Genomic DNA, 22,615 nt, shown 5'->3' with positions numbered 1-22,615 from the left:
CGCTCTGTGACCTGTTTAACAGCTTCGATTTTGAACTCGTCGGGATATCGTTTTCCGCGCATGTAACACCTCATATTTTTGGTTCATTATAACTCTATGAAGTGTCTACTGTTCTAGGGGCTTACCAGTGACTTTGGCGAATGAATGTCCTGATGAACATTCTCCAAGATACAAGGGGAAAAGTGATTTCTCATTAGAGAGAAAACTCACATTAGGTACTGGTAATAAAGTAAAAATCACTGAGTGGTTTCTTGGAAGGCCAAACCGAGAAGCAAATCAAAAACGACCTTCTTTTCAATGTCAGCCCAAGCTACTATTTACTGAACTGTTAGTAAAATGCAATAAGCCAAATAGATGTGCATCAATAGCAGGGTTATATCAATCATTTTCGGATAACTTTCATAAATACCAAACTTTTATCCATGATTTTCCATCTTTCAACTACCAAGCTAAAGATAACTACTGTCCATTCTTCGGATGCCAATTAGAAGACTCATCTGAGGAAAATTTCTATCTCAGCTCAATGTTAGACGATTGGAAATCAAACTCAAAAATTTTTACTCAAGCAGTAAAGGACAATCGACTGTCAAACAAAGCCGCCAAAATCTACATACGGATAATTGGCGCAGATCAACTTGAGCTAAACATCCAACTAATACTGGATCACGTAAGTGAGCAATGGTTAATTGCAAATATTTTGGAGGTAAAAAGATTCTCTGATTTCGTTCTTGGAGGTGATAACAGAGGAATAAAAACGCAGTCGGTTAACTTTATTGGCGTAGAGAAAGAACTTTTTTATAAAAATGAATATTGGTGGAACTTACATGATCTCGGAATGGGCTTAGACTGCAACACCAATATGGCTGATGTTCAAACCTTATCTCCTTTTGGACAAAATGTTTCTTTAGTAGCTAACTATAACCAATGCCGAATCAATACCACTTCTATATGTTATTAAATTAGAAATTAGCTAACAGCTCTCGCCTCTCTTCCTTCGAGAGCTGTTCTACCTCTTTCACTAACCTGTCCACTTTCGGCTCTGGAACATCAGTCCCAAACAATTGTGCCGTAGTTATGCCCAATTTTGCCCAGACCTGTTGGACATCTAAGTGAGCATAAGTACTACCGGTGATACTGATATGATAAAGGGGTCGAAGCGAATTAGTGCTTTCGGATGAACTCAGATGCTTATCCTCATCTGAGTTCATCCGAAATTAATGAGAGCTGTTGTATCTACTTTTACCCGAGCACTGACACAATCAGTAATTTCCCCCCTTTCCATTCCGCCACATTCAACCCCATCAGCTCTGTCCTGATGCTCCCAAGCTCGCCCTTTCCTGTGAAATCGCCAGTTTGATGCGCTAGAATGGGTTTTCGCTCCTTCTATTGGTATCGTGCCGACTCTTTCTGTTCCTGCTTTCTGCTTTCTTCAAAGATAACTAAAAGCACGCTATTTATTTATGTCTATCTGAAACCTTCCAAACAAGCGCCAATTTATTGTCAAAGGTTGCCGAAAGTCAGCTCATTATGGTACCTAGAAAGGGGATGTTAGTGATTTGGTTCATTTTTTGCATTAAATCTCGGTGTATTAAAAATATTTTTAGTAAAAAATAAGATAGACTTTAGTTATCACTAGATTCACTTGTAATAGCTGACTTATCTATAAGTTGAATGCATCAAACCATCGGTAGCACAATGACAGACACCTTAAAGCTAATTGGAAGAGAGAGAGAACTGTTTACTCAAGATATTGAGCATTACAAGGCTCAGTTAATCGATGAGGTTAGCCAGTCTCGTTTTCTCGTTCTAGGTGGTGCAGGCTCTATTGGTCAGGCTGTGGTAAAAGAGATTTTTAAGCGTGTTCCATTGAAGTTACATGTTGTCGATATCAGTGAGAATAACTTAGCTGAGCTAGTCAGAGATATACGCAGCTCTTTTGGGTACATCAAAGGGGACTTTCAAACCTTCGCGCTCGATATCGACTCGATAGAATATGACGCGTTTATAGCTCAAGATGGTCAGTATGATTATGTACTCAACCTATCAGCACTTAAGCATGTCAGAAGCGAAAAAGATCCCTTCACCTTGATGCGGATGATAAATGTCAATATTTTCAACACAGATAAAACAATTGAGCAATCGATAGCATCTGGTGTGAAGAAGTACTTCTGTGTATCAACCGATAAAGCCGCCAACCCAATCAATATGATGGGTGCATCAAAACGTATCATGGAGATGTTCCTGATGCGTCGCAGTGAAGAAATGACAATATCAACCGCACGTTTTGCCAACGTGGCGTTTTCTGATGGATCATTGCTACACAGTTTTAATCAGCGCATTTTAAAGCAACAACCTATTGTAGCCCCTACAGATATTAAGCGTTATTTTGTCACCGCCCAAGAATCTGGCGAGCTCTGTTTAATGTCTTGTATTTTTGGTGAAAACAGAGATATTTTCTTCCCTAAACTTGATGAAAACCTGCACCTTATATCCTTTGCAGACATCGCTGTAAGGTATCTTTCATCTAGAGGCTATCAAGCCCATATTTGCCAAAGCGAAGATGAGGCACGGCAATTAGCTGCCACACTGCCAACTAAAGGCATTTGGCCATGCTACTTCAGTGTTAGTGATACAACTGGTGAGAAAGACATTGAGGAGTTTTTTACCGAACAAGAAACCCTGGATATGGCTAGATTTTCAGAGCTGGGGATCATCAAGAGTAAACTCAAATACGACCCAAAACTACTCGAGTTATTCGAACAAGAAATCGAATCAATGAAGTTAGCCAAATCATGGAGTAAAGAACAAGTAGTCCAGCTTTTTCATCTTATGTTGCCTGAGTTCGGCCATAAAGAAACAGGAAGGTCTCTTGATGAGAAAATGTAAACTAACCACGCTAAAAGGGCTTCATTGCTATGTCGTCATTAGTTAAGTTTATTCGAGAAACCTATCAAACCAATGAGTTTATTCCTTTGCATGCTCCAACGTTTGCAGGCAACGAACAGGCTTATGTAGCTGAAACAATAACCAGTACTTTTGTCTCTAGTGTTGGCAAGTTTGTCACTGATTTCGAGCAAAAAATTGAAACTTTTACTCAGTCTCCTAAAGCCATTGCGACTTCGAGCGGTTCCAGTGCCTTGCACACCGCGTTATACATGGCAGGGGTACAAAGTGGCGATCTGGTGATCACTCAAGCCCTGACATTTGTGGCCACTTGCAATGCCTTGTATCACATGGGCGCAGCACCTATTTTTGTCGATATTTCTACCGTGAGCTTAGGATTAAGCCCACAAGCCGTGCAAGCTTACCTCGAGGAGTATGGGAAGCTTAATGAAGAGGGCTTATGTATTCACAAAGAGACGAAGCAAACTATCAAAGCTGTGATGCCTATGCATACTTTTGGTCACCCCGTTGAACTGGATGAATTAGTGCTCATTTGCCAGCAATGGAATCTCGTTTTAATTGAAGATGCCGCCGAAAGTTTAGGGTCACGTTATAAAGAAAAACATACGGGGACATTAGGTGAATTCGCCGCGCTTAGTTTCAACGGCAATAAGATAATCACCACCGGTGGCGGTGGAATGTTGCTCACGAATAACCAAGCCAATGGCATACGAGCAAAACACATAACAACAACCGCAAAGGTGCCCCACTCTTACGAGTTTTATCATGATGAAGCAGGCTTTAATTACCGAATGCCTAACTTAAATGCTGCACTTGGTTGTGCTCAAATGGAGAATTTGCCTCAATTTATCGAACAAAAACGAGCCCTAGCAATGCATTACAACAGCTTCTTTAATGGCGGCGAGTTGCTTTTTGTCCAAGAGCCTAGTTACGCAAAATCGAACTATTGGCTCAATGCGGTTATCTGTCCCAATCTTCATAGTCGTGACAAACTGCTCAAATTAACCAACGATAATGGTGTGATGACTCGACCAGTCTGGCAACTGATGCATCGTCTTCCCATGTTTAAAGATGCGTTGCATGGCCCGTTGACCCATTCAGAGTTAATGGAGTCTTGTCTTATTAATCTACCTAGCTCTCCAGCAGCAATAGGATTAACTCATGCCTAAAAAAATTGCAGTGTTCACCGGAACCAGAGCAGATTATGGATTACTATATTGGTTAATATCAGATATTCGAGCCTCAAAAGATCTTACTCTTCAACTGATTGTTTCCGGTAGTCATCTATCACCTGAATTTGGCAATACATTTGAACAGATAGAGAAAGATGGCTTTCATATTGATGAAAGAATTGAAATGTTACTCTCTTCAAATTCAGCGGTTGGCACAGCCAAGAGTATAGGCTTAGGTATTATTGGTTATTCTGAAGTACTTGATAGATTAAAACCCGATGTGTTGGTCGTATTGGGTGATCGGTTTGAGGCATTGGCAATAGCGCAAACAGCAACGATTCTCGGCATTACAATATTGCATATCCACGGTGGTGAGGTTACCGAAGGAGCTTATGATGATGCAATACGACATGCGATAACGAAACTAAGTCAAGTTCATTGCACATCAACTGAAACCTACCGACAACGTGTTATCCAAATGGGTGAGCATCCTGATAAAGTCCATAATGTTGGTGCAATCGGCTTAGACCATATCAACCGCAGCCAATTGATGAGTTTGGAGGCACTATCGACATCGCTAGATTTTTTGTTAACAAAGCCCTACTTTGTGGTGACTTACCATCCCGTGACATTAGCTAAAGAGCCAGCAAAAGAGACTTTTAGTGCGTTATTGGATGCACTTACGCAATTCCCCTCACACCAAGTTATTTTAACTTATCCCAATGCTGATAATGGTGGACGCGGCCTTATCTCACAACTGCAAGCCTATGCAGCGCAATCAAATGGACGGGTATTGGCTATCCCCTCTTTAGGGCAAACTCGTTATCTCAGCGCTGTCAAACATGCAGCAGCTGTAATTGGTAACTCATCAAGTGGAGTTATCGAAGTCCCCGCTTTTAACGTCGCTAGCGTCAATATTGGTGACCGTCAAAAAGGTCGACTTGCTGCAAGCAGTGTTATTAATACCAAGCCAACATTCGACGCAATCGTTGATGCAATAGAGCAAGCTGTCATCACAACCGAAGCACTGAAAGTCTCACCGGTGACTAACCCTTATGGGCAAGGGCTTGCCAGCCATGACATTAGAGACATTTTAATCACCATGGACACTGATCCTATAAAATCTTTTTATGATATTGAGGTAGGGCAATAATATGACCTTAATCATTGCCGAAGCGGGCGTTAATCATAATGGCGATGAGAATTTAGCCATCGAACTCATCAATGTCGCCCATAAAGCAGGAGCTGATGCCGTTAAATTTCAAACTTTTAATGCTAAAAGTTTAGTGACAGACACAGCCAAGCAGGCTGAATATCAGATCAGCAATACAAAAAAAGTCGAATCTCAACTTACAATGTTAAGCCGCTTGGAGCTGTCACACGACGCTCATCAACGCCTAATTAATTACTGCAACAAACTTGGTATACAGTTTCTTTCTACGGCGTTTGACTCTGAAAGTTTATATTTTTTAGTTCACACACTTCAGCTCAAGACATTAAAAATTGCCTCAGGTGAGATCACCAATGCTCCCTTTATACTTGAGCATGCTCGTACAGGCTGCGATCTCATTCTATCTACAGGTATGTCGACCTTAGCCGAGATTGAATCAGCACTAGGTGTTATCGCATTCGGTCTGACAACATCAAACGATTCAACGCCAAGTATAGAGGCGTTTACAGCAGCTTATATGTCGCCAGAGGGGCAAAAAGTCCTAAAAGTAAAGGTCAGGTTATTGCACTGCACTACCGAATACCCTGCACCGTTTAATGAGATAAACCTCAAGGCAATGGACACCTTAGCATCGTTTTTTTCACTACAGGTAGGTTACTCAGATCATAGTCAAGGGATCACCATCCCCATAGCTGCAGCAGCTCGCGGAGCCAGCATCATTGAAAAGCACTTTACCTTAGATAACGAAATGTCGGGTCCAGATCATAAGGCATCACTGGAACCTGATGAACTAACGGCCATGGTTACAGCGATTCGCACTGTAGAGGCGGCAATGGGAGATGGGGTTAAAACGCCTCAAGTCAGTGAATTAAAAAATATTAACGTTGCCAGAAAAAGCTTAGTGACAGTTAACCCCATTCGAAAAGGTGACATTTTCTCAACTGAGAATCTAGCAGTTAAGCGACCCGGTACTGGCGCAAGCCCCTACCTATATTGGCAACGGCTCGGCACTAAAGCTGATAAAGATTACGCTATCGGAGAGGTGATTTTTGACTAAGCCTGTCATTTTACTCGGCTCAGGAGGTCATGCGAGTGTACTCGCTGATATCTTATTGCAAAATAATCATACAATTTTAGCGGTGATCAGCCACAGTAAAAGTGCTCGCTCTGTTTTTAATGAGATACAACACTTTGATTCAGATAAAGATGTTTTACAATTCTCCCCTGATAAGGTTAAATTAGTAAATGGCTTGGGCTCCTTACCTGGCCAAAGTTTACGTCATGAACTCTTTGATTATTTTACGCAATCTAACTATCAATTTGAAACTGTGATATCCCAAAATGCAATGTTATCACCCTATTCCACGATTGGCACAGGCTCGCAAATTTTCATGGGCGCGATAATACAAACTGGCGCAGTGATTGGTGAGAGCACAATCATTAATTCAGGCGCCATTGTTGAGCATGATTGCCATATCGGCATGCACTGTCATATTGCCCCTGGAGCGACAATCTGCGGAGACGTTCACATTGGTGAACACACTCATGTAGCCACTGGTGCGAATATCATACAAGGCGTCTCGATTGGAAAACACTGCATCGTTGCTGCAGGTGCTACGGTTACTAAAGATATGCCTGATAATTCCATCGCTTATGGTTATCGCAGTCAGATAGAGAAAAGGTCATAATATGAGCCCAATATTGAGTAAAGTCACAATATCTCCAGATAAGACGCTCCGCGATGCTTTAGAGCTCATCAACTCTCAAGCGCTACAGGTAGCATTAGTCATCGATCATAATCAACACCTTTTAGGGGTGATCACTGATGGTGATATTCGTCGTGGTTTACTCAATAATTTATCACTCGACGCTATCGTCACTCAAGTGATGAATACTAACCCTAGAACAGCTGCTCCTTCGACATCGAAGAAAAAACTACTTCAACTTATGCAGCAACACAGCATTTTATCAATCCCATTAGTCAAAGATAATATCCTCGTGGGGTTAGAGACCTTAAAAAGTGCTCAACAGCAAACTCATTATGCTAACCCGGTACTGATAATGGCTGGCGGTTTTGGTACGCGCCTAAAACCGCTTACAGATAGATGCCCTAAACCTATGTTAAAAGTAGGAGACAAACCCCTACTTGAGATTGCCCTGTTCAATTTTATTCAAGCAGGCTTCACCAATTTCTATATTTCAACTCATTACATGCCTGAGCAGATTCAACAGCATTTTGGCGATGGTAGTCAGTGGAACATCAACATCACTTATGTTCATGAAGATACGCCATTAGGAACAGGGGGCGCCGTCGGCCTATTGCCTAAGAGTATTCCTCAGTTACCCACTATTGTTATGAATGGTGACATTCTAACCAAAGTGGATTTTCAACTGCTGCTCAAGTTTCATGATGACAATAATGCTGACGCCACAATGTGTGTCAGAGAGTATGACTATCAAATACCTTACGGTGTGATAAGTGGTACCGGAAGTCGCATTACAGGCATGATAGAAAAACCGATACAACGTTTTTTTGTCAACGCAGGTATTTATGTCATTAATCAAGAGATTATAAAAAGTGTTGCCGCTAATACATATATCGATATGCCAACACTGCTAGAGCAAAAAATTGCTGATGACGGCCATGTTCTTATGTTCCCAATCCATGAATATTGGCTAGATATTGGCCAAATGGATGACTTCAAACAAGCTCAGGCTGATATCTGCGCTATTGGTTTTGAACAATGAAAACCGTCGCGGTCATCGGCCTAGGTAACATCGCTAGGCGTCATAGACAAAACCTGAAATTAATCTATCCAAATGCAAAGGTTATGGCTCTTTCTGCCAGTGGCAGAATCGCTGACGAAGAGATAGAGTTTGCCGACCTTCAGCTCTCAAGTATTGAAATGCTCATCGACAATCAACCTGAGTTGGTGATTGTCGCTTCACCTAGCCCTTATCATGAGACTCATGCAAGCGCGTTAATTCAACATAACATCCCTGTTTTGATAGAAAAGCCTTTGGCTTCAGAGCCAGAAAGCGCCGACCATATTCTAGCGCTAACTCAACAACACTCAGGACAAGTGATAGTCGGGTACTGCCTGAGATACCTCAGCTCTGCCATCGAGGTTAAGCGCCTTTTATCTCATAATGTTATCGGTGAGATATATAACTGTCGGGCTAGCGTGGGACAATATTTGCCCGATTGGCGACCTAATAAGCATTATACGCATTCAGTCTCCGCGAACAAGTCGCTCGGCGGAGGTGCCCTCCTTGAATTAAGCCATGAACTGGATTACTTACATTGGTTACTCGGTCCTTTAACACTCAGCTATGCACAACTTAGAAATACCAAAGAGTTGGCATTAGACGTTGAGGAGATTGCTGATCTAGTATTAACAAATGCTGCAGGATGCGTTTGCTCGCTTCATATGGATTTTGTTCAAAAACAAGCACAACGAGAGTGTACTTTTATCGGCTCAACAGGTCGGCTGCATTGGGATTTATTAGCCAATACTATCACTCACTACAATCATGAAGGAGCCAAGTTACTCTACTCAGCTCCTGAATGGGATAAGAACCAAATGTACATCAACATGGTCACTGACTTTATCTGCAATATTCAACGCGGAGAGTGTACAACAGCATCGTTAGAAGATGCCTGTCAAACAGTCAACTTGATTGCTCAAATTAAACAGCAGGCGATCTGGGGAGTCACCCAATGAAACAGTACGCCTTTATTTTTGCACGTGGAGGCTCAAAAGGGCTCCCGAGAAAGAATGTCAAAAACTTACTCGGTAAACCGCTTATCGTGTACTCCATCGAAACCGCACTCAATGTCACCAACATAGATAAGGTGTTTATCTCAACAGATGATGATGAAATTGCCACTATCGGTTTAGCATCTGGTGCAGAAATAATCCCAAGACCTGCCCACTTAGCTACCGATAACTCTCCAGAATGGCTCTCTTGGCAACATGCGGTGAACTGGGTAACGAGTGAATATGGTGAATTTGAAGGGTTTATTAGTTTACCCGCCACTAGCCCATTAAGAAGTGTTGAAGATGTTGAATCGGCTATGCATAAGCTTCAAACAAGCCGTGCAGATATCTGTATCTCCACAACACCTGCTAATCGAAGTCCCTATTTTAACATGATAAAAGAGACTGAATCTGGCCATGTTGAACTGGTTAATGCCGAATCAAAAGAGGTATGCCGGCGTCAAGATGCACCTCTTGTTTACGACATTACCACCGTAGTTTACGTATCAACACCACAGTATATCCTCAATGAAACAGGCCTTTTTGCAGGAAAAGTTGCTCACACTGTAATACCTAAAGAGAGAGCTGTTGATATTGACGATATCTATGATTTTAAATTCGCTGAAGCTATTTTAAGCTGTAAAGGACAAGTATGCTAAAAGGGAAAACAATCCTTATCACTGGTGCTGCTGGCTTACTAGGCTCACAGGTAACCCGCGCTATACTGGATCAAGGCGCAACAGTGATAGCCACAGACTTATCAATTTCTGCAATGACTTCAAGGCTTAGCGAAATCAAAACAGTTGAGTCTGATTCGTTAACTTTGGTAGAGCTTGACTCAAGTGATGAAGAAGCAGTAAAACATTTTTTCTCAACCCAAGTCGAAATTTCTGGCGCCGTTAATTGTACTTACCCACGCAATAAACAGTACGGCACCTCATTTTTAGATGTCTCTTTAGCAAGCTTTAATGAGAACCTGTCTTTGCATTTAGGCTCATCGTTCCTCTTTATGCAGCAATGTGCTACCCAATTTCTCAAGCAGCAATCCCCGATGTCCGTCGTTAATATTTCATCTATTTACGGTGTTGTCGCCCCTGATTTTTCCATCTATGACGGTACTCCAATGACGATGCCAGTTGAGTATGCAGCCATAAAATCAGCCCTACTCCATCTAAATAAATATGTGACAACATTTGTAAAAGACAGCCGGTTTAGAGTCAATAGTATCAGCCCCGGTGGCATTTTAGATAACCAGCCCACTGCGTTTCTTAACGCATATAAGAGTTCAACTAACGGCCATGGAATGCTTTCACCCGAAGATTTAACGGGTTCAATCATCTTTTTACTTTCTCAACAATCGAAGTATATTACAGGCCAAAACATAGTCATTGATGATGGGTTTACACTATAAATTATGTTCAAGAAACTAAGCTATTGGTTCAAGGTTAAGCGAATTGGTCCAGACATACCTCTGACTCACCTCCTGCTGCACTCCAAACGGCTTGGCACTTGGTTGTGTCGGAAAAAGTTTGCTAAATTTGGCCACAACAGCGCGATGAGACCAGGAAGCTATGCGATCTGTTGTGACCACATTAGTATTGGTAATGATGTCGTCATTCGGCCTGGAACTATGTTATTTGGATCAGGACATGGTGATAAATCTATAAATATTACTATCGAGGACTTAGTCTTAATCGGCTCAGGAGTTCATATCTATACCGCAAACCATGAGTTTAGCGATCCTCTGCAGCCTATTTTTTCCCAAGGACATCAAGCCCCCCAACCTGTGAACGTATGCAAAGGCGCTTGGATAGGCGCTAATGCCATTATTTTACCAGGTGTCACCGTTGGCCAAAACAGTGTCATTGGAGCTGGCAGTGTGGTGACTAAAGATGTCCCTCCCTTCAGCGTTGTAGCTGGCCAACCAGCAAAAATAATAAAACAGCTAAAATAGTCATATTATCCTGCTTCACATTAAAATTGGCCTAAGACTAGCATATAAATATGTATAGTCTGAAAACTGTCGTACACACTACTTTATTGACATTAACCAGCAAAGTTTAATAGGAATCAAATGTATTTAGCTGAATCAAACATAAAAAATACTTTTTCAATCAGTCCATTTGATGAATATTACCTACCGAGTGTCAATAGAAAGATGTTCGATACCATCGACTCTAAAACTCAATATAACAAAAAATTCAAAAGTCATTTTTCTAAAGAAGATATGCTGCAGATTATCGTTGGCATGGATTCAGGCCTATTAGTCAACTACCTACTAGAGCAAGGCATACCTGATGGAAGTATATTTATCTTTATTGAGCTCAATTCTGTACTGAGCCTGTTGAACATTGATATCCCAAAAGAGTTAATCGATAAACTATATATTTATAGTTTGGAGGATTTTCAATCCAATTTTCCATCAACATCTTATGGTATTTACCTATTAAAAAATAACTTCAAACATTATAGAAGCTTAGCAGCAACATCTAGCCATCTCCCTGAATACAGCATACTCAATACACAAGTAGTAAAAATGTTAGAGGCTGAACATTTAGAACAGATGCTCAGTTCATCCCAAAAGAAATACTTTGAGCAACAGTTTAAGAATGTCTCTGAAAATATGTTGCCGGCTTCTCTATTGGCTGACAAGTTTAAAGATAAAAGCTGTTTAGTTGTGGCAGGAGGACCGTCATTAGATGAAAACCTCAATTGGATAAAATCTAATCATCAAAAACTATTTATTATTGCCGTCTCTCGAGTAGCTGGAAAATTAGCTTCTGAGGGTATTACCCCTCACATTATAGTGTCAGTAGACCCCTATGACTTTAGCTTCGAAGTCAACAGGGATATGATGGCACTTGCAGAATCTAGCTTATTTGTTAACTCATTCCACGTAAGCTCTAGACTTCTAGGCCAATGGGAGGGGAAAAGTTTATTTATGGACTGTCAATATCCTTGGCAGCTTGAAAGTAAAGGTAATATAGAGACATTAGGACCAACAGTAACTAATGCTTCAGTTCATTTAGCAACTAAAATGGGGTTTTCTCGTATCATCTTGACAGGTGTTGACCTATGTTTCACAGATGATGGTTTTACTCATACTAAAGGCTCTGTCGAGGCAAAAATTGGCCCTAATTTAGGCATTATGGGTGAATGGATAGAAACCTATGAAGGTAGAAAAGCTGAAACAGTTACACAGCTAAAACTGGCTATGGAGTCTTTAGCAAATGAAGCGTCACAAAATCCCAAAATAGAGTACTTGAATCTATCTCTAAAGGCTGCAAAAGTTAAAGGTATATCCTATAAAAACACTAATGAAATTCAGCTTCAACATAACAATATAACTCCTACAGAATTTCTAGAGTCGATTCCAAACTTAACCATTCAAGAAAGAAAGCAGAGTAATTTAACCTCTAAAAAAGAGTTCAGTAGGTTATCTGATACATTGATAGACATCATAGATTTATCAGAAAAAGCGCTAAAATTGAATACAAAACTTAAAGATGAAAATATCACAGTTAAGCAACGCTCAGAAAATACTGCTGAAATTGATCTTTTAGATGAAAGAATAAATCAAGGTTATTCAAGTGTCGCAAAGTTAATCAAAACTTACGGTTTGGCTGAGTTCTCAGATTTTCTAACAACAAAGAAAACTGATGAATGGAATAAAAATCATGTACATCAGATGACTGATCACTATTACCAAGCTTTTATTGTCGTTGCTGAACAGTTACTGGAACTTGCTCATGACACTCAAATAAGGTTGGATCATAGAATTGATGAGTTATCTAGCATGCCCGACTTTTCTACACTGACTGAATTTTGGAGAAAAGATCTGCAACATGGCCGTGTTAACATTTGGCTTTCCGCACACAAAAACTGGCAACAGGGTGATGAATATAAAGATAATGCTGACTTAGTAGAGAAAAATACTCAACTGATTAAAAGTATTGCAAATGAGTATATAGAACAATTAGCTATCACACCTAAAGAGTATATAGAGACTGTCAAAGAGTCAGCATCAATGGAAAATGTTTTTGAGAAAATCATCGTACTCATTAGGGACAATGATCATACAGCTTTAGTCAAAATGTCCAAAAACCTGCAAAAATTATCTGATAATAGTGATGAAGCAAAACGACTTTACCACCTCACCTATTGCCATCAATTACAACTGGAAAAAAACGAAACAGAAGCATTGCAGGTTTTGTTAAATTTAGATAGGAAGTTACAAACTGAAATTGAGCTAAAACAGATTAGTTTACTGGCCCTAAAAACAGGTCAAATAGATGTCGCTGAGTATGCATTAACACAGTTAACCAAGTGTTCTGAAGATTATATTCCACAACACGCTCACGTTTTAAAGCTGCTAGGCAGGTTTGAAGAGTCTATTAATGCTTATTTAGACTATTTAAATAAGTATCCGGAAGATGTAACCACTTGGCTAAAACTTGGACTATTTATGATTGAAGTCAAAGAGCTAGAAAGTGCGAAAACAGCATTCTACCATGCACTACAAGCTGACCCAAACAACCAGACAGCTCAAAGTTACCTGAAAAAGCTGAGCTAGCCTTCTTTAAATTCGATTTTACAAGACACTCGATAAACGCCAGTTAAGCGCTGGCTTTTATTTCAAACAAGGCAGCAAGTAAGTATAATACACGCCATAAAGTTACAGAATTTGTAAGCTATCAGTGTTTTCCTACACTACATATATTCCGGAGTCCCCGCTTGTCACATAACTATATCCCACTTGAGCAGTACAAACGTAAATGGATTTTTAACCATAAAGATCTCCCCGTTACCGATGAAGACAAAGCTTTTATCAAGCCGCTTGATCAGAAGGGGTCAATGGAAGTGTGGAACAAGTGGATCAGTAATCGCAGTAGCAATGCTGAGCAGTTTGGCAAAGGTGATTGGCCTGCGAAGGGAAATGCCTGGCTAGAGACTGATCACTGGCAAAGTGCATGGGACAGTGAAGATCCCGCCCTTCCAGAGATGTTTGCTAACTATATTGAATGGAAAGAGAGTGAGGTTGTTTATTTCTGTTATGAGAAATATCAGGTGATCGAAACTCGCTGGGATGTGTTTGTACGTAACTGGAAATGTTTCCTGTTTTTTGATGATGGTCCACTGCTTATCTCCCCCAAACAGAAACAAGCGGTATTTATCCACCAAAATGGACAATACCAACTGGGTAACCGCGGCTAGCTCGTCACTCGACAGCAGTATTATTCAATAATATAAACAATTAAGAGGTTTTTGATGTCCCTCACCCACTCTATCACTAAGCTGAGCCTGATTGGCTCGCTACTATTCGCTTCGAGTACTTCGGCAATGGAGATCTCCGGCGTTCAGCTACCTGAACAGATAACCCTTGCCCACACTGAGTTGCAACTCAATGGCGCAGGTGTTCGCAGTAAATTTTTTATTGATCTCTATGTTGGCAGTTTATACCTAACAGCTGCCAACTCAGATGCCGCCCAAATTATCAATGCAGCTCAATCGGCCATTCGCCTTAATATCACATCAGGTATGATCACAGCTGACAAAATGCGCGATGCCATTACTGAAGGTTTCGATGATGCAACCGAGGGGAAAACAGCTGAGATCCAACCGCAAATAGACGCCTTTATGGCACTGTTTAGTGAAGAGATTAAAGAGGGAGACCAGTTTACTCTGGCCACCAGCAAGGCATCTGGCGTCACAGCTTATAAAAACAATATTGCCCAAGCCACTATTGAAGGTGAAGCATTCAGGCAAGCATTATTGAAAATTTGGTTAGGTGATGAGCCTGCTCAAAGCAGCCTGAAAAAGGCTATGTTAGGCAAGTAATACCAGTATAAGAAAGCGTAAAGGGGCTAGATAACGATTAGCCCCTCAGTTAAAATCGGTATTGGGCTGCGATAGCCAATGCTCCTTGAGCGGCACTTAAAATTAAATCACTCTTTAATACCTCATCTACACCAAAACAGATCACTTTAACTAGCAATCATTTAAGCTTATACGCCCTTAAAAACATATCCACGCACTCTTGGATATAGACCTCACGCCCTTCAACAAGATCCTCAACTCCTAGCCCCAGTTCCAGTTTCATCCGCATCTCACCAAACATCATCAAGCAAAGACGCACAGAACAACTTCTTGTGTTACCAAATTGATAAACGCCGGCTTGCTCAACTAAGGTCAAATAGTCTGCCATTAAGTTAAGCAAGTGCTCAGGGCCAGCATTAAAGAAGAGCTCGGAGATCTCAGGGTGAGTTTCAGCCTGAGCCACGCATGCGGTGAAGACCTTTATCGCCTCAGGGCTCACAATCATCTCACTGAAATATGCACCAAAACTTGCCAAGGCTTTTTCTGGGTGGTGAGGATCGGCAAAAAGCTCTTCCGTTAATTTATGTACCACACATTTAGATTCAATTGATGCCACAAAGAGATCGTCTTTACAGCCAAAATGAGAGTAAACCGTTTGCTTAGAAACACCTGCCTTTTTAGCAACTTCATCCATACTGGTATTAGGGAAGCCCTGCCCACAAAACAGATCGATTGCAGCTTCAAGAATTTGTACTCGCTTCTGTTCACTGCGGCTTAGATTAGCAGTTGGAGTCATTAACAACACCTCTTAATTAACAAGGTTTTTATAGTTTGGACACATTTAATCACAAACTAGACTGGACAGTCTAGTTCTTTCAAAATAGACTAGACAGTCTAGTTTAACAAGTTTGCTACCCCACATTAACCAGGACAGCGGATCAGGATGAATATTATAACCGATATATTCCAGAACAAAATCATAATGGCTATGCTAGTTAGCGGCCTTCTGAGCGCTTGTCAGGGAGAAGTGACCACTCACAGTACACAAGCTCAATTACAAACCGTGACAACAGAGAGCCTAACGCTATCGAACTCCTATCAACATACACAGGAGTTTACCGGCACAATTAGAGCCGGAAATACCACAGGAATAGGCTTTGAGCTGTCAGGAAAGCTAAAATCACTCGCCGTAGACAGTGGTGACAGTGTCGAAAAAGGTCAGTTATTGGCACAGCTAGACACACGTTTACTCGAAGCAGAAAGAGCAGAGATTGACGCCAGCTTGTCACAAAACAGCGCCGATCTCACCCTTGCCAGAAATACCTTAAATCGTAGTCTTGAGCTACAAAAACAGGGTTACACGTCAGAGCAGCAACTTGATGAACTTAAAGGTCAATTAAACAGCCTATTAGCAGCTAAGAAGAGACTCGTCGCTTCAAAGCTTGCCAATGCATTACGAATAGAGAAGTCATCACTGCTTGCGCCTTTTAGTGGCGTAATAAGCAAGCGAAACAGTAATCTGGGCGAAGTCGTTGCATTAGGAACGCCTATATTTACCCTTGTTCAAAACAGAAACCCTCAAGCCTTTGTGGGGGTCCCCGTCAAACTTGCTCAGCAGCTCAACACCAAGCAAGACGTATTACTCAAGGTTGGCAATAACAGCTACACAGCCCAAATTGAGGGAAAAGGCGCAGAAGTTAACCCAGTTACACGTACCGTACCATTAAGGTTATCCCTGCCAATTGATGCTCAGGTGATCAATGGTGAAATCGCCTATTTAATCTATAAAACAGATATCTACCAAAACGGTTATTGGGTGCCCATTTCGGCGCTTACCGACGGAATAAGAGGCTTGTGGAACCTCTATGTGATCACCTCAAATAGCGATTCAGGGGCCGATAAAGGCACTTTTAATATCGAACGACGGGATATTGAGATCCTCTATACCAAGGAAGATATGGCTTACATTCAAGGCGCTCTCAAGGTTAATGAAGATTATATCACCCAAGGACTGCATAAACTCGTTGTTGGTCAGCAGGTCAAGCGCAACACAAACGTAGCAGCGAGGTGATCCATGATCAAAGCTTTTGTCGAAAACGGTAGGCTGGCGAGTCTGTTCATTGCCTTGCTGATAGTGGCGGGTTTTGGCGCTATATCTAGCTTACCTCGCATGGAAGATCCCGATATAACCAACCGTTTCTCATCAGTGATCACTCACTACCCCGGAGCCTCTGCCGAGCGTGTCGAAGCCTTGGTCACCGAAGTACTCGAAAACCAGCTTCGCCGGCTCGAAGAGATAAAACTGGTTCAGTCCACCTCAAGACCTGGGATCTCGGTCATTCAACTGGAACTTAAAGATGAGGTTATCGATACCGATCCTGTGTGGTCCAGAGCCAGAGATCTGGTTGCAGATGCCAAATCACTCCTTCCTTCAGCGGCACTTAGCCCCACTTTAGACGATCAAATAGGCTATGCCAGCACAGCGATTTTAGGACTTGTGTGGAAAGGGGGTGGAGAGGTTCGCACCGACATGCTTAACCGATACGCCAAGGAGTTACAGAGCCGCTTGCGTTTAGTTAGCGGTACAGATTTCGTGATACTCTATGGTGCTCCTACCGAAGAGATCTTAGTCGAACTCGATGGCAATAAGGCCAACCAACTCAAGCTTACCCCTGCTGCGATAGCACAAATTCTTGAAAATGCAGACACAAAAGTCTCCGCGGGTGAGATAAATAACAATAACTTTCGTGCACTTATCGAAGTCTCTGGTGAGCTCGATTCAGTCACCCGTGTTCGCCAAGTGCCATTGAAAGTGGATGAACTGGGACAGATCATTCGCTTAGGCGATATTGCAACCATCAAAAGGCAAGCTAAAACTCCAGCCAACTCCATCGCACTCATTGAGCAGGAGCAAGGGGTCATGGTCTCGGCCCGCATGCTTAACAATACCCGTGTCGACCTCTGGTTAGAGAGAGTCAGAGCGTCAGTCGATGAGCTACAAACGAGTATTCCTGCCAATATTGAGATCCAGTGGCTATTTGATCAAGAGGGTTACACCACTGAGCGACTCGGCGGTTTAGTTGGCAGCCTATTACTGGGTTTTATCATCATCTTAGTTGTATTGATGTTAACCCTTGGACTGCGCAATGCATTGATTGTCTCCCTCTCTCTGCCATTAACAGCCCTGTTCACCTTAGCCTGCATGAAGTACATCGGCCTGCCGATCCATCAGATGTCAGTCACAGGTTTAGTGGTGGCACTGGGGATCATGGTGGATAATGCCATTGTTATCGTCGATGCTATCGCCCAGAGAAGACAACAAGGTTTATCAAGACTAGAGGCGGTCAGTAAAACACTGCATCACCTCTGGCTTCCCCTTGCTGGTTCAACCATCACCACCATGCTTGCATTTGCGCCTATCGTCCTAATGCCTGGTGCAGCAGGGGAGTTTGTTGGCGGTATCGCTATCTCAGTCATGTTCGCTCTAGTAGGCTCCTATCTTATCTCCCACACCTTAATTGCTGGTCTTGCGGGGCGATTTGGTGTGAGTGGCAGCGAGCAGCAGTGGTATCAGAGGGGGATCTCCCTCCCCTTTGTCAGTCGGTTATTTCATACAACGCTCACCGTAGCGCTAAAACGCCCTATTATCTCGGCGCTGTTGATTGGCATTATCCCAGTGCTCGGATTTATCGCAGCTGGCAAGATGACAGAGCAGTTCTTTCCCCCTTCAGACAGAGATATGTTTCAGATAGAGGTTTACCTGCCTCCCCAAGCCAGTGTAAACAGCACCCGAGCCTATATTGAAAAAATGGACTCTCACCTTCGCACAACCGACGGGATAACCCGAATCGACTGGGTCGTTGGCGGTAATACCCCCTCTTTCTACTACAACCTTTTGCAGCGTCAACAAGGGGCCAGCAACTATGCCCAAGCTATGGTGAAAGTCACTGACTTTGCCACTGCAAATGCGTTGATCCCTAAACTTCAACAGAACTTAGATTCAAGCTTCCCAGCAGCGCAAGTTTTAGTACGAAAACTGGAACAAGGCCCACCATTCAACGCCCCTGTTGAATTAAGAGTATTTGGCCCTAACCTAGATCAATTAAGGGTGATAGGTGATGAAGTTAGGCGGGTTTTAAGCAACACTCCAGATGTTATTCACACTCGAGCAACCCTTAGTGCTGGTGCGCCTAAGGTGTGGTTTCAGATCAATGAAGATGCCAGTTTAATGAGCGGGCTAAACCTTACCGATATCGCCAAGCAGATCCAGATGGCGACCACAGGGATCAATGGAGGCAGCTTACTTGAGCAAACAGAGTCTCTTCCCATCAGGGTAAGGTTACAAGACAGCACTCGCGAGCAACAAACCAAGCTTTCGGAGATAAATCTCGTCTCCCCTTCTGGCACAGGTATTCCACTCTCGGCACTGGCCAGTGATAAAATAGAGGTGAGCAGAGGGGCAATTCCACGAAGAGATGGCCAGAGAGTTAACACCATAGAAGCCTATATTGTTAGCGGCGTTCTGCCACAGCAGGTACTGGACGATGCCAAAACCCGCATTGATGCAATATCACTGCCTGCGGGCTACCGTATTGAGGTCGGTGGTGAAAGTGCCAAGCGTAATGAGGCCGTGGGTAATTTACTGTCAAATGTCGTGCTCGTGGTCACGCTGCTTCTGGCAACCGTTGTGCTCTCATTTAATTCATTCAGATTAACGGCCATTATTCTCTTTAGTGCCCTTCAATCTGCGGGGCTTGGGTTACTCGCCGTCTATCTGTTTGGCTACCCTTTTGGGTTTACCGTGATTATCGGCTTACTAGGTCTAATGGGGCTTGCCATTAATGCTGCCATTGTTATCTTGGCGGAGCTTGAAGATCAAGATGACGCAAGAGGGGGAAATATCTCCAACGTAGTCAGTGTTGTATCAAGTTGTGGCCGTCATATTGGCTCAACCACCATTACTACCATAGGCGGCTTTTTGCCGCTCATCATAGCAGGTGGTGGTTTCTGGCCTCCTTTTGCTATCGCGATTGCTGGCGGTACACTGTTAACAACCTTACTCTCTCTTGTTTGGGTTCCCACCATGTATCAGCTGTTTATGACACCAAGAAAACACTGTGCCAACTTAACGAAACAGCTCCCCTTAGAGAGCTAATACCAATCAGTATCTGTATCAATCTCAGCCGAAGCACTGCAGTTAAGTGCTTCGGCATGACCCGCCTTAACTCCCAATACCGCCTCTCGAGTTACACTCATTACAAATGTGAACAAGATCAACATAAAAACAAATAAGCTCATAAAATTGCTTAAATAAGTATCGCTTTTAGACCTATATCAATTCATTGAAAGATAATGTGTTTTACATTACCACTTACCATAATAAGAGTGGATCTACCCATGAATTATAAAAACTGGCCAATTGCGAAACAGATAGGCACCTTAGCCCTAATTCTGACTATCATTATCTTCAGCTTGATAGGCAGTATTACCTACTTCACCTCATCACAGGTACTGGAGGAGAAAGCCGTTGCTGCCATGCAGGCTCAGATGCAGGGAACAGCCGACCTTATCGAAGTCCAATATACTAGCCTATTGATGCTCGCTAGGCGCAGCGCCGATGTCCTGCGTGCTATGTACCCCGGTCAGTTTAGAAAACCCGATAAAACGGTCAAAGTATTGGGAAAAGTTACCCCAGCCCTTGCCCATGAAAGAGAACAGATCAATGCCTCTAAAAGTAAGGTCGATCGCTTCTCTAATCTCACTGGCGGCACCGCAACCCTCTTTGTTCGTGATGGTGATGACTTCCTGCGGATCTCGACCTCACTCAAAAAAGCCAACGGTAAACGAGCACTAGGTACCTATTTAGGCAAGAGCCATCCAGGCTATGCCACCTTGATGAAGGGAGAGACCTATGAAGGTTATGCCAAGTTATTCGGCAAAGACTATATGACGGTATACCGCCCCATTATGAGCATAGAGGGCGATATTATTGGGATCTTATACATAGGCTTTGATATCACCGAGTCCTTAGTTCAGCTGCAGCAAGCGATGAACAAGTTAACAATTGAGGAGTCAGGGCATTTCCTTATCATACGTGAAAACGACCAAGCTGTTGTCGCCCACCCAAGCTATGCCGTCGACACCAAATTGGATGCCCAAAAATTAGATGGGCTTAGTGTATCTCAGGCGCTGACAGACAAAGGTTCATGGCGTTATAACAACCGTAACAATGAAGATATGTATGCCTATACGGTCATGATTCCAGGTTGGAACTGGGCATTAATTGGTATAGCTAAAACCAGTGAATTAAATGAGGAGAGCCTTAAACTCCTCAGCATTAATGCCATCGTCAGTATTCTGGGGATCATAGCCATCACGGTTTTACTCTTTTTTGTTCTAGTTAAGACACTGCGTCCTTTAAAGGAACTTCAACTACAGCTCGATAAACTGGGTAAAGGCGATCTGTCACAAGAGTTTGATACACCAAGTTCCAACAGTAATAACGAAGTCGATAGGATCACCATCAGCACCTCTTCAATGGCTGAAAGCTTACGGCTACTTATTACAGCGCTACAGCAATCGGTCAGTACCTTAGAGGTACAAGCCGCCCACGCCCAAGAGACGGCAAAGCTTAATGGTGAAGAGGCCCTCTCCTTGATGGCACAAACCGATCAAATTGCCACCGCCATCGAGGAGATGTCCACCTCCATACGTGATGTAGCAACCCATGCCAGCGAAGGAGCTCATAAGAGTCAACAGGTCGATAACGCTTCCAGAGAGGGACATAATCAACTTAGCCTAGTGGTAAAAGGTTTAGCTGAACTCAGTGATCAACTTAACACTAGCCATGTCAGTGTTGAAAATGTCACTAAAGAGAGCCAAGCCATCAGCAAGGTCACCGAGGTGATTAATGGTATAGCTGAGCAAACCAATCTACTGGCACTCAATGCCGCTATCGAAGCTGCCCGTGCAGGGGAGCAAGGTCGAGGCTTTGCTGTCGTCGCCGATGAGGTGCGTACTTTAGCTCAGCGCACACAAACCTCAATTGCAGAGATTAGCCACACCATAGGGCAGCTGCAGTCTCAGGTAAAGAATACAGCCAAGCAGATGGGTCAGAGCCATCAACTAGGCCAAGCTTCTGCAACTCAAGGTGAACAAGCAAGCAGCCAGCTCAATCAGATAACCGAAAGCATAGGCGAGCTCGCTATCGCTTCTAGCAGCATCGCCAGTGCTACTGAGCAGCAGAGCGCCGTCGCAGAGGAGATAACCCGTAATCTACATCAGATCACTGAGCTTGCCAGAGAGGGAGAGCAGAGAGCTGGGGAGAATGTCGATGTAGCTCAAGGCTTAACTGATTTAGCCCTAGAGATAAAACAGCAGATCAGCGTGTTTAAAGCCTAACCTTTAACCTAAACTCGGTTAGTTTATAAGGCAACAGTTTTCACTGTTGCCTTTTTTATGCATAACACTGCCTACCAGTGTTAATTGGTAGGCTTTATCTTCCGTGAGTGAGTCTGCGAACGTTCCGTAAGGCTGCAGAGCGCTCATCTTAGCTTTTCCTAGCGCCTGCTCTTCCTAGGACCTGCTCCTTTACCTTCTTTAAAAACAAAAAGCCCCGCACCTTTCTCAAGGGCGGGGCTTTTTTATCGACTTACTTTATCGGTAAGTGACTAATCTTTATTTTCGGTGTCTCTGTCCATGTTTTCGGTATTCTCAAGCCATAACGCGTTGATAATACCAAATGAACACGCCAGCAATACACCTAGTATCCAAGCAAAGTACCACATAAT

The 22,615-nt window shown here is 42.8% G+C and carries 20 protein-coding genes; 17 read left to right on the top strand and 3 right to left on the bottom strand.

What is annotated here, in order from left to right:
* Positions 1–127 precede the first annotated feature (127 nt).
* The 14 genes from K0625_RS23010 to K0625_RS22945 all read left to right on the top strand — a co-directional run bounded on the left by K0625_RS23010 (position 128) and on the right by K0625_RS22945 (position 14,846).
* On the top strand, positions 128–958 hold the full coding sequence (locus K0625_RS23010; protein ID WP_220111741.1) for a molybdopterin-binding domain-containing protein: 831 nt from the start codon (positions 128–130) through the stop codon (positions 956–958).
* Positions 959–1,695: 737 nt separating this feature from the next.
* Complete coding sequence (locus K0625_RS23005; RefSeq protein ID WP_220111740.1) at positions 1,696–2,886, top strand: UDP-N-acetylglucosamine 4,6-dehydratase; 1,191 nt, start codon at positions 1,696–1,698, stop codon at positions 2,884–2,886.
* A 29-nt stretch (positions 2,887–2,915) separates the two neighbouring features.
* On the top strand, positions 2,916–4,073 hold the full coding sequence (locus K0625_RS23000; RefSeq protein ID WP_220111739.1) for a LegC family aminotransferase: 1,158 nt from the start codon (positions 2,916–2,918) through the stop codon (positions 4,071–4,073).
* Positions 4,066–5,229, top strand: a complete 1,164-nt coding sequence (gene neuC, locus K0625_RS22995) for a UDP-N-acetylglucosamine 2-epimerase (protein WP_220111738.1) — start codon at positions 4,066–4,068, stop codon at positions 5,227–5,229. Before K0625_RS23000 ends, neuC begins: the two co-directional genes overlap by 8 nt.
* Before the next feature lies 1 nt (position 5,230).
* Positions 5,231–6,304: an N-acetylneuraminate synthase gene (gene neuB, locus K0625_RS22990; protein ID WP_220111737.1), complete on the top strand. Its 1,074-nt coding sequence runs from the start codon at positions 5,231–5,233 to the stop codon at positions 6,302–6,304.
* Positions 6,297–6,935: an acetyltransferase gene (locus K0625_RS22985; protein WP_220111736.1), complete on the top strand. Its 639-nt coding sequence runs from the start codon at positions 6,297–6,299 to the stop codon at positions 6,933–6,935. Before neuB ends, K0625_RS22985 begins: the two co-directional genes overlap by 8 nt.
* A 1-nt stretch (position 6,936) precedes the next feature.
* A complete protein-coding gene (locus tag K0625_RS22980) occupies positions 6,937–7,995 on the top strand; it encodes a nucleotidyltransferase family protein (protein ID WP_220111735.1) in 1,059 nt (352 codons plus the stop codon).
* The gene (locus K0625_RS22975; protein WP_220111734.1) at positions 7,992–8,972 is read left to right on the top strand and encodes a Gfo/Idh/MocA family protein; all 981 of its coding nucleotides are present in this window, start codon (positions 7,992–7,994) and stop codon (positions 8,970–8,972) included. Before K0625_RS22980 ends, K0625_RS22975 begins: the two co-directional genes overlap by 4 nt.
* Positions 8,969–9,667 (top strand): acylneuraminate cytidylyltransferase family protein, encoded by a 699-nt coding sequence (locus K0625_RS22970; RefSeq protein ID WP_220111733.1) that lies wholly within the window; start codon positions 8,969–8,971, stop codon positions 9,665–9,667. Before K0625_RS22975 ends, K0625_RS22970 begins: the two co-directional genes overlap by 4 nt.
* Entirely contained in the window at positions 9,661–10,419 is a 759-nt protein-coding gene (locus K0625_RS22965; RefSeq protein ID WP_220111732.1) for an oxidoreductase, read from the top strand. The genes K0625_RS22970 and K0625_RS22965 overlap by 7 nt, the downstream gene beginning before the upstream one ends.
* A gap of 219 nt (positions 10,420–10,638) precedes the next feature.
* Complete coding sequence (locus K0625_RS24645) at positions 10,639–10,962, top strand: acyltransferase (protein WP_232847252.1); 324 nt, start codon at positions 10,639–10,641, stop codon at positions 10,960–10,962.
* Between the two features lie 120 nt (positions 10,963–11,082).
* A complete protein-coding gene (locus K0625_RS22955) occupies positions 11,083–13,581 on the top strand; it encodes a motility associated factor glycosyltransferase family protein (protein WP_220111730.1) in 2,499 nt (832 codons plus the stop codon).
* A gap of 161 nt (positions 13,582–13,742) precedes the next feature.
* Positions 13,743–14,222 carry a DUF2947 domain-containing protein gene (locus tag K0625_RS22950; protein ID WP_064791843.1) on the top strand — a complete coding sequence of 160 codons (480 nt, stop codon included), beginning with the start codon at positions 13,743–13,745 and terminating at the stop codon, positions 14,220–14,222.
* Positions 14,223–14,276: 54 nt separating this feature from the next.
* Entirely contained in the window at positions 14,277–14,846 is a 570-nt protein-coding gene (locus K0625_RS22945; RefSeq protein ID WP_220111729.1) for a chalcone isomerase family protein, read from the top strand.
* A gap of 157 nt (positions 14,847–15,003) precedes the next feature.
* On the opposite strand, the gene K0625_RS22940 is transcribed toward K0625_RS22945, so the two are convergent.
* The gene (locus K0625_RS22940; RefSeq protein WP_220111728.1) at positions 15,004–15,621 is read right to left on the bottom strand and encodes a TetR/AcrR family transcriptional regulator; all 618 of its coding nucleotides are present in this window, start codon (positions 15,619–15,621) and stop codon (positions 15,004–15,006) included.
* A 147-nt stretch (positions 15,622–15,768) separates the two neighbouring features.
* Here K0625_RS22940 and K0625_RS22935 point away from each other — a divergent pair, with 147 nt between their 5' ends.
* Positions 15,769–16,896 (top strand): efflux RND transporter periplasmic adaptor subunit, encoded by a 1,128-nt coding sequence (locus K0625_RS22935; protein WP_220111727.1) that lies wholly within the window; start codon positions 15,769–15,771, stop codon positions 16,894–16,896.
* A gap of 3 nt (positions 16,897–16,899) precedes the next feature.
* The gene (locus K0625_RS22930) at positions 16,900–19,980 is read left to right on the top strand and encodes an efflux RND transporter permease subunit (RefSeq protein WP_220111726.1); all 3,081 of its coding nucleotides are present in this window, start codon (positions 16,900–16,902) and stop codon (positions 19,978–19,980) included.
* On the opposite strand, the gene K0625_RS22925 is transcribed toward K0625_RS22930, so the two are convergent.
* Complete coding sequence (locus K0625_RS22925) at positions 19,977–20,123, bottom strand: hypothetical protein (protein WP_220111725.1); 147 nt, start codon at positions 20,121–20,123, stop codon at positions 19,977–19,979. The two genes, K0625_RS22930 and K0625_RS22925, sit on opposite strands and share 4 nt — an antisense overlap.
* 99 nt (positions 20,124–20,222) lie before the next feature.
* On the opposite strand from K0625_RS22925, the gene K0625_RS22920 reads away from it, so the two are divergent.
* Positions 20,223–22,226, top strand: a complete 2,004-nt coding sequence (locus tag K0625_RS22920; RefSeq protein WP_220111724.1) for a methyl-accepting chemotaxis protein — start codon at positions 20,223–20,225, stop codon at positions 22,224–22,226.
* Between the two features lie 269 nt (positions 22,227–22,495).
* Here K0625_RS22920 and cydX read toward each other — a convergent pair whose 3' ends face one another.
* A complete protein-coding gene (gene cydX / locus K0625_RS22915) occupies positions 22,496–22,612 on the bottom strand; it encodes a cytochrome bd-I oxidase subunit CydX (protein WP_012324199.1) in 117 nt (38 codons plus the stop codon).
* Between the last annotated feature and the right edge of the window lie 3 nt (positions 22,613–22,615).

It is taken from the genome of Shewanella nanhaiensis, from assembly GCF_019457885.1.
GTDB lineage: Bacteria > Pseudomonadota > Gammaproteobacteria > Enterobacterales > Shewanellaceae > Shewanella > Shewanella nanhaiensis.
The sequence above is the reverse complement of the archived record's forward strand: the minus strand, read 5'-3'. Positions and strand labels throughout refer to the sequence as shown.

What these genes read in the sequence shown, in the direction of transcription:
- K0625_RS23005 (WP_220111740.1), top strand. Translation starts at nt 1,696, where the DNA reads ATGACAGACACCTTAAAGCTAATTGGAAGAGAGAGAGAACTGTTTACT.
- K0625_RS23000 (WP_220111739.1), top strand. Translation starts at nt 2,916, where the DNA reads ATGTCGTCATTAGTTAAGTTTATTCGAGAAACCTATCAAACCAATGAG.
- neuC (WP_220111738.1), top strand. Translation starts at nt 4,066, where the DNA reads ATGCCTAAAAAAATTGCAGTGTTCACCGGAACCAGAGCAGATTATGGA.
- neuB (WP_220111737.1), top strand. Translation starts at nt 5,231, where the DNA reads ATGACCTTAATCATTGCCGAAGCGGGCGTTAATCATAATGGCGATGAG.
- K0625_RS22980 (WP_220111735.1), top strand. Translation starts at nt 6,937, where the DNA reads ATGAGCCCAATATTGAGTAAAGTCACAATATCTCCAGATAAGACGCTC.
- K0625_RS22975 (WP_220111734.1), top strand. Translation starts at nt 7,992, where the DNA reads ATGAAAACCGTCGCGGTCATCGGCCTAGGTAACATCGCTAGGCGTCAT.
- K0625_RS22970 (WP_220111733.1), top strand. Translation starts at nt 8,969, where the DNA reads ATGAAACAGTACGCCTTTATTTTTGCACGTGGAGGCTCAAAAGGGCTC.
- K0625_RS22965 (WP_220111732.1), top strand. Translation starts at nt 9,661, where the DNA reads ATGCTAAAAGGGAAAACAATCCTTATCACTGGTGCTGCTGGCTTACTA.
- K0625_RS24645 (WP_232847252.1), top strand. Translation starts at nt 10,639, where the DNA reads ATGTTATTTGGATCAGGACATGGTGATAAATCTATAAATATTACTATC.
- K0625_RS22955 (WP_220111730.1), top strand. Translation starts at nt 11,083, where the DNA reads ATGTATTTAGCTGAATCAAACATAAAAAATACTTTTTCAATCAGTCCA.
- K0625_RS22945 (WP_220111729.1), top strand. Translation starts at nt 14,277, where the DNA reads ATGTCCCTCACCCACTCTATCACTAAGCTGAGCCTGATTGGCTCGCTA.
- K0625_RS22940 (WP_220111728.1), bottom strand. Translation starts at nt 15,621, where the DNA reads ATGACTCCAACTGCTAATCTAAGCCGCAGTGAACAGAAGCGAGTACAA.
- K0625_RS22935 (WP_220111727.1), top strand. Translation starts at nt 15,769, where the DNA reads ATGAATATTATAACCGATATATTCCAGAACAAAATCATAATGGCTATG.
- K0625_RS22930 (WP_220111726.1), top strand. Translation starts at nt 16,900, where the DNA reads ATGATCAAAGCTTTTGTCGAAAACGGTAGGCTGGCGAGTCTGTTCATT.
- K0625_RS22925 (WP_220111725.1), bottom strand. Translation starts at nt 20,123, where the DNA reads ATGAGCTTATTTGTTTTTATGTTGATCTTGTTCACATTTGTAATGAGT.
- K0625_RS22920 (WP_220111724.1), top strand. Translation starts at nt 20,223, where the DNA reads ATGAATTATAAAAACTGGCCAATTGCGAAACAGATAGGCACCTTAGCC.
- cydX (WP_012324199.1), bottom strand. Translation starts at nt 22,612, where the DNA reads ATGTGGTACTTTGCTTGGATACTAGGTGTATTGCTGGCGTGTTCATTT.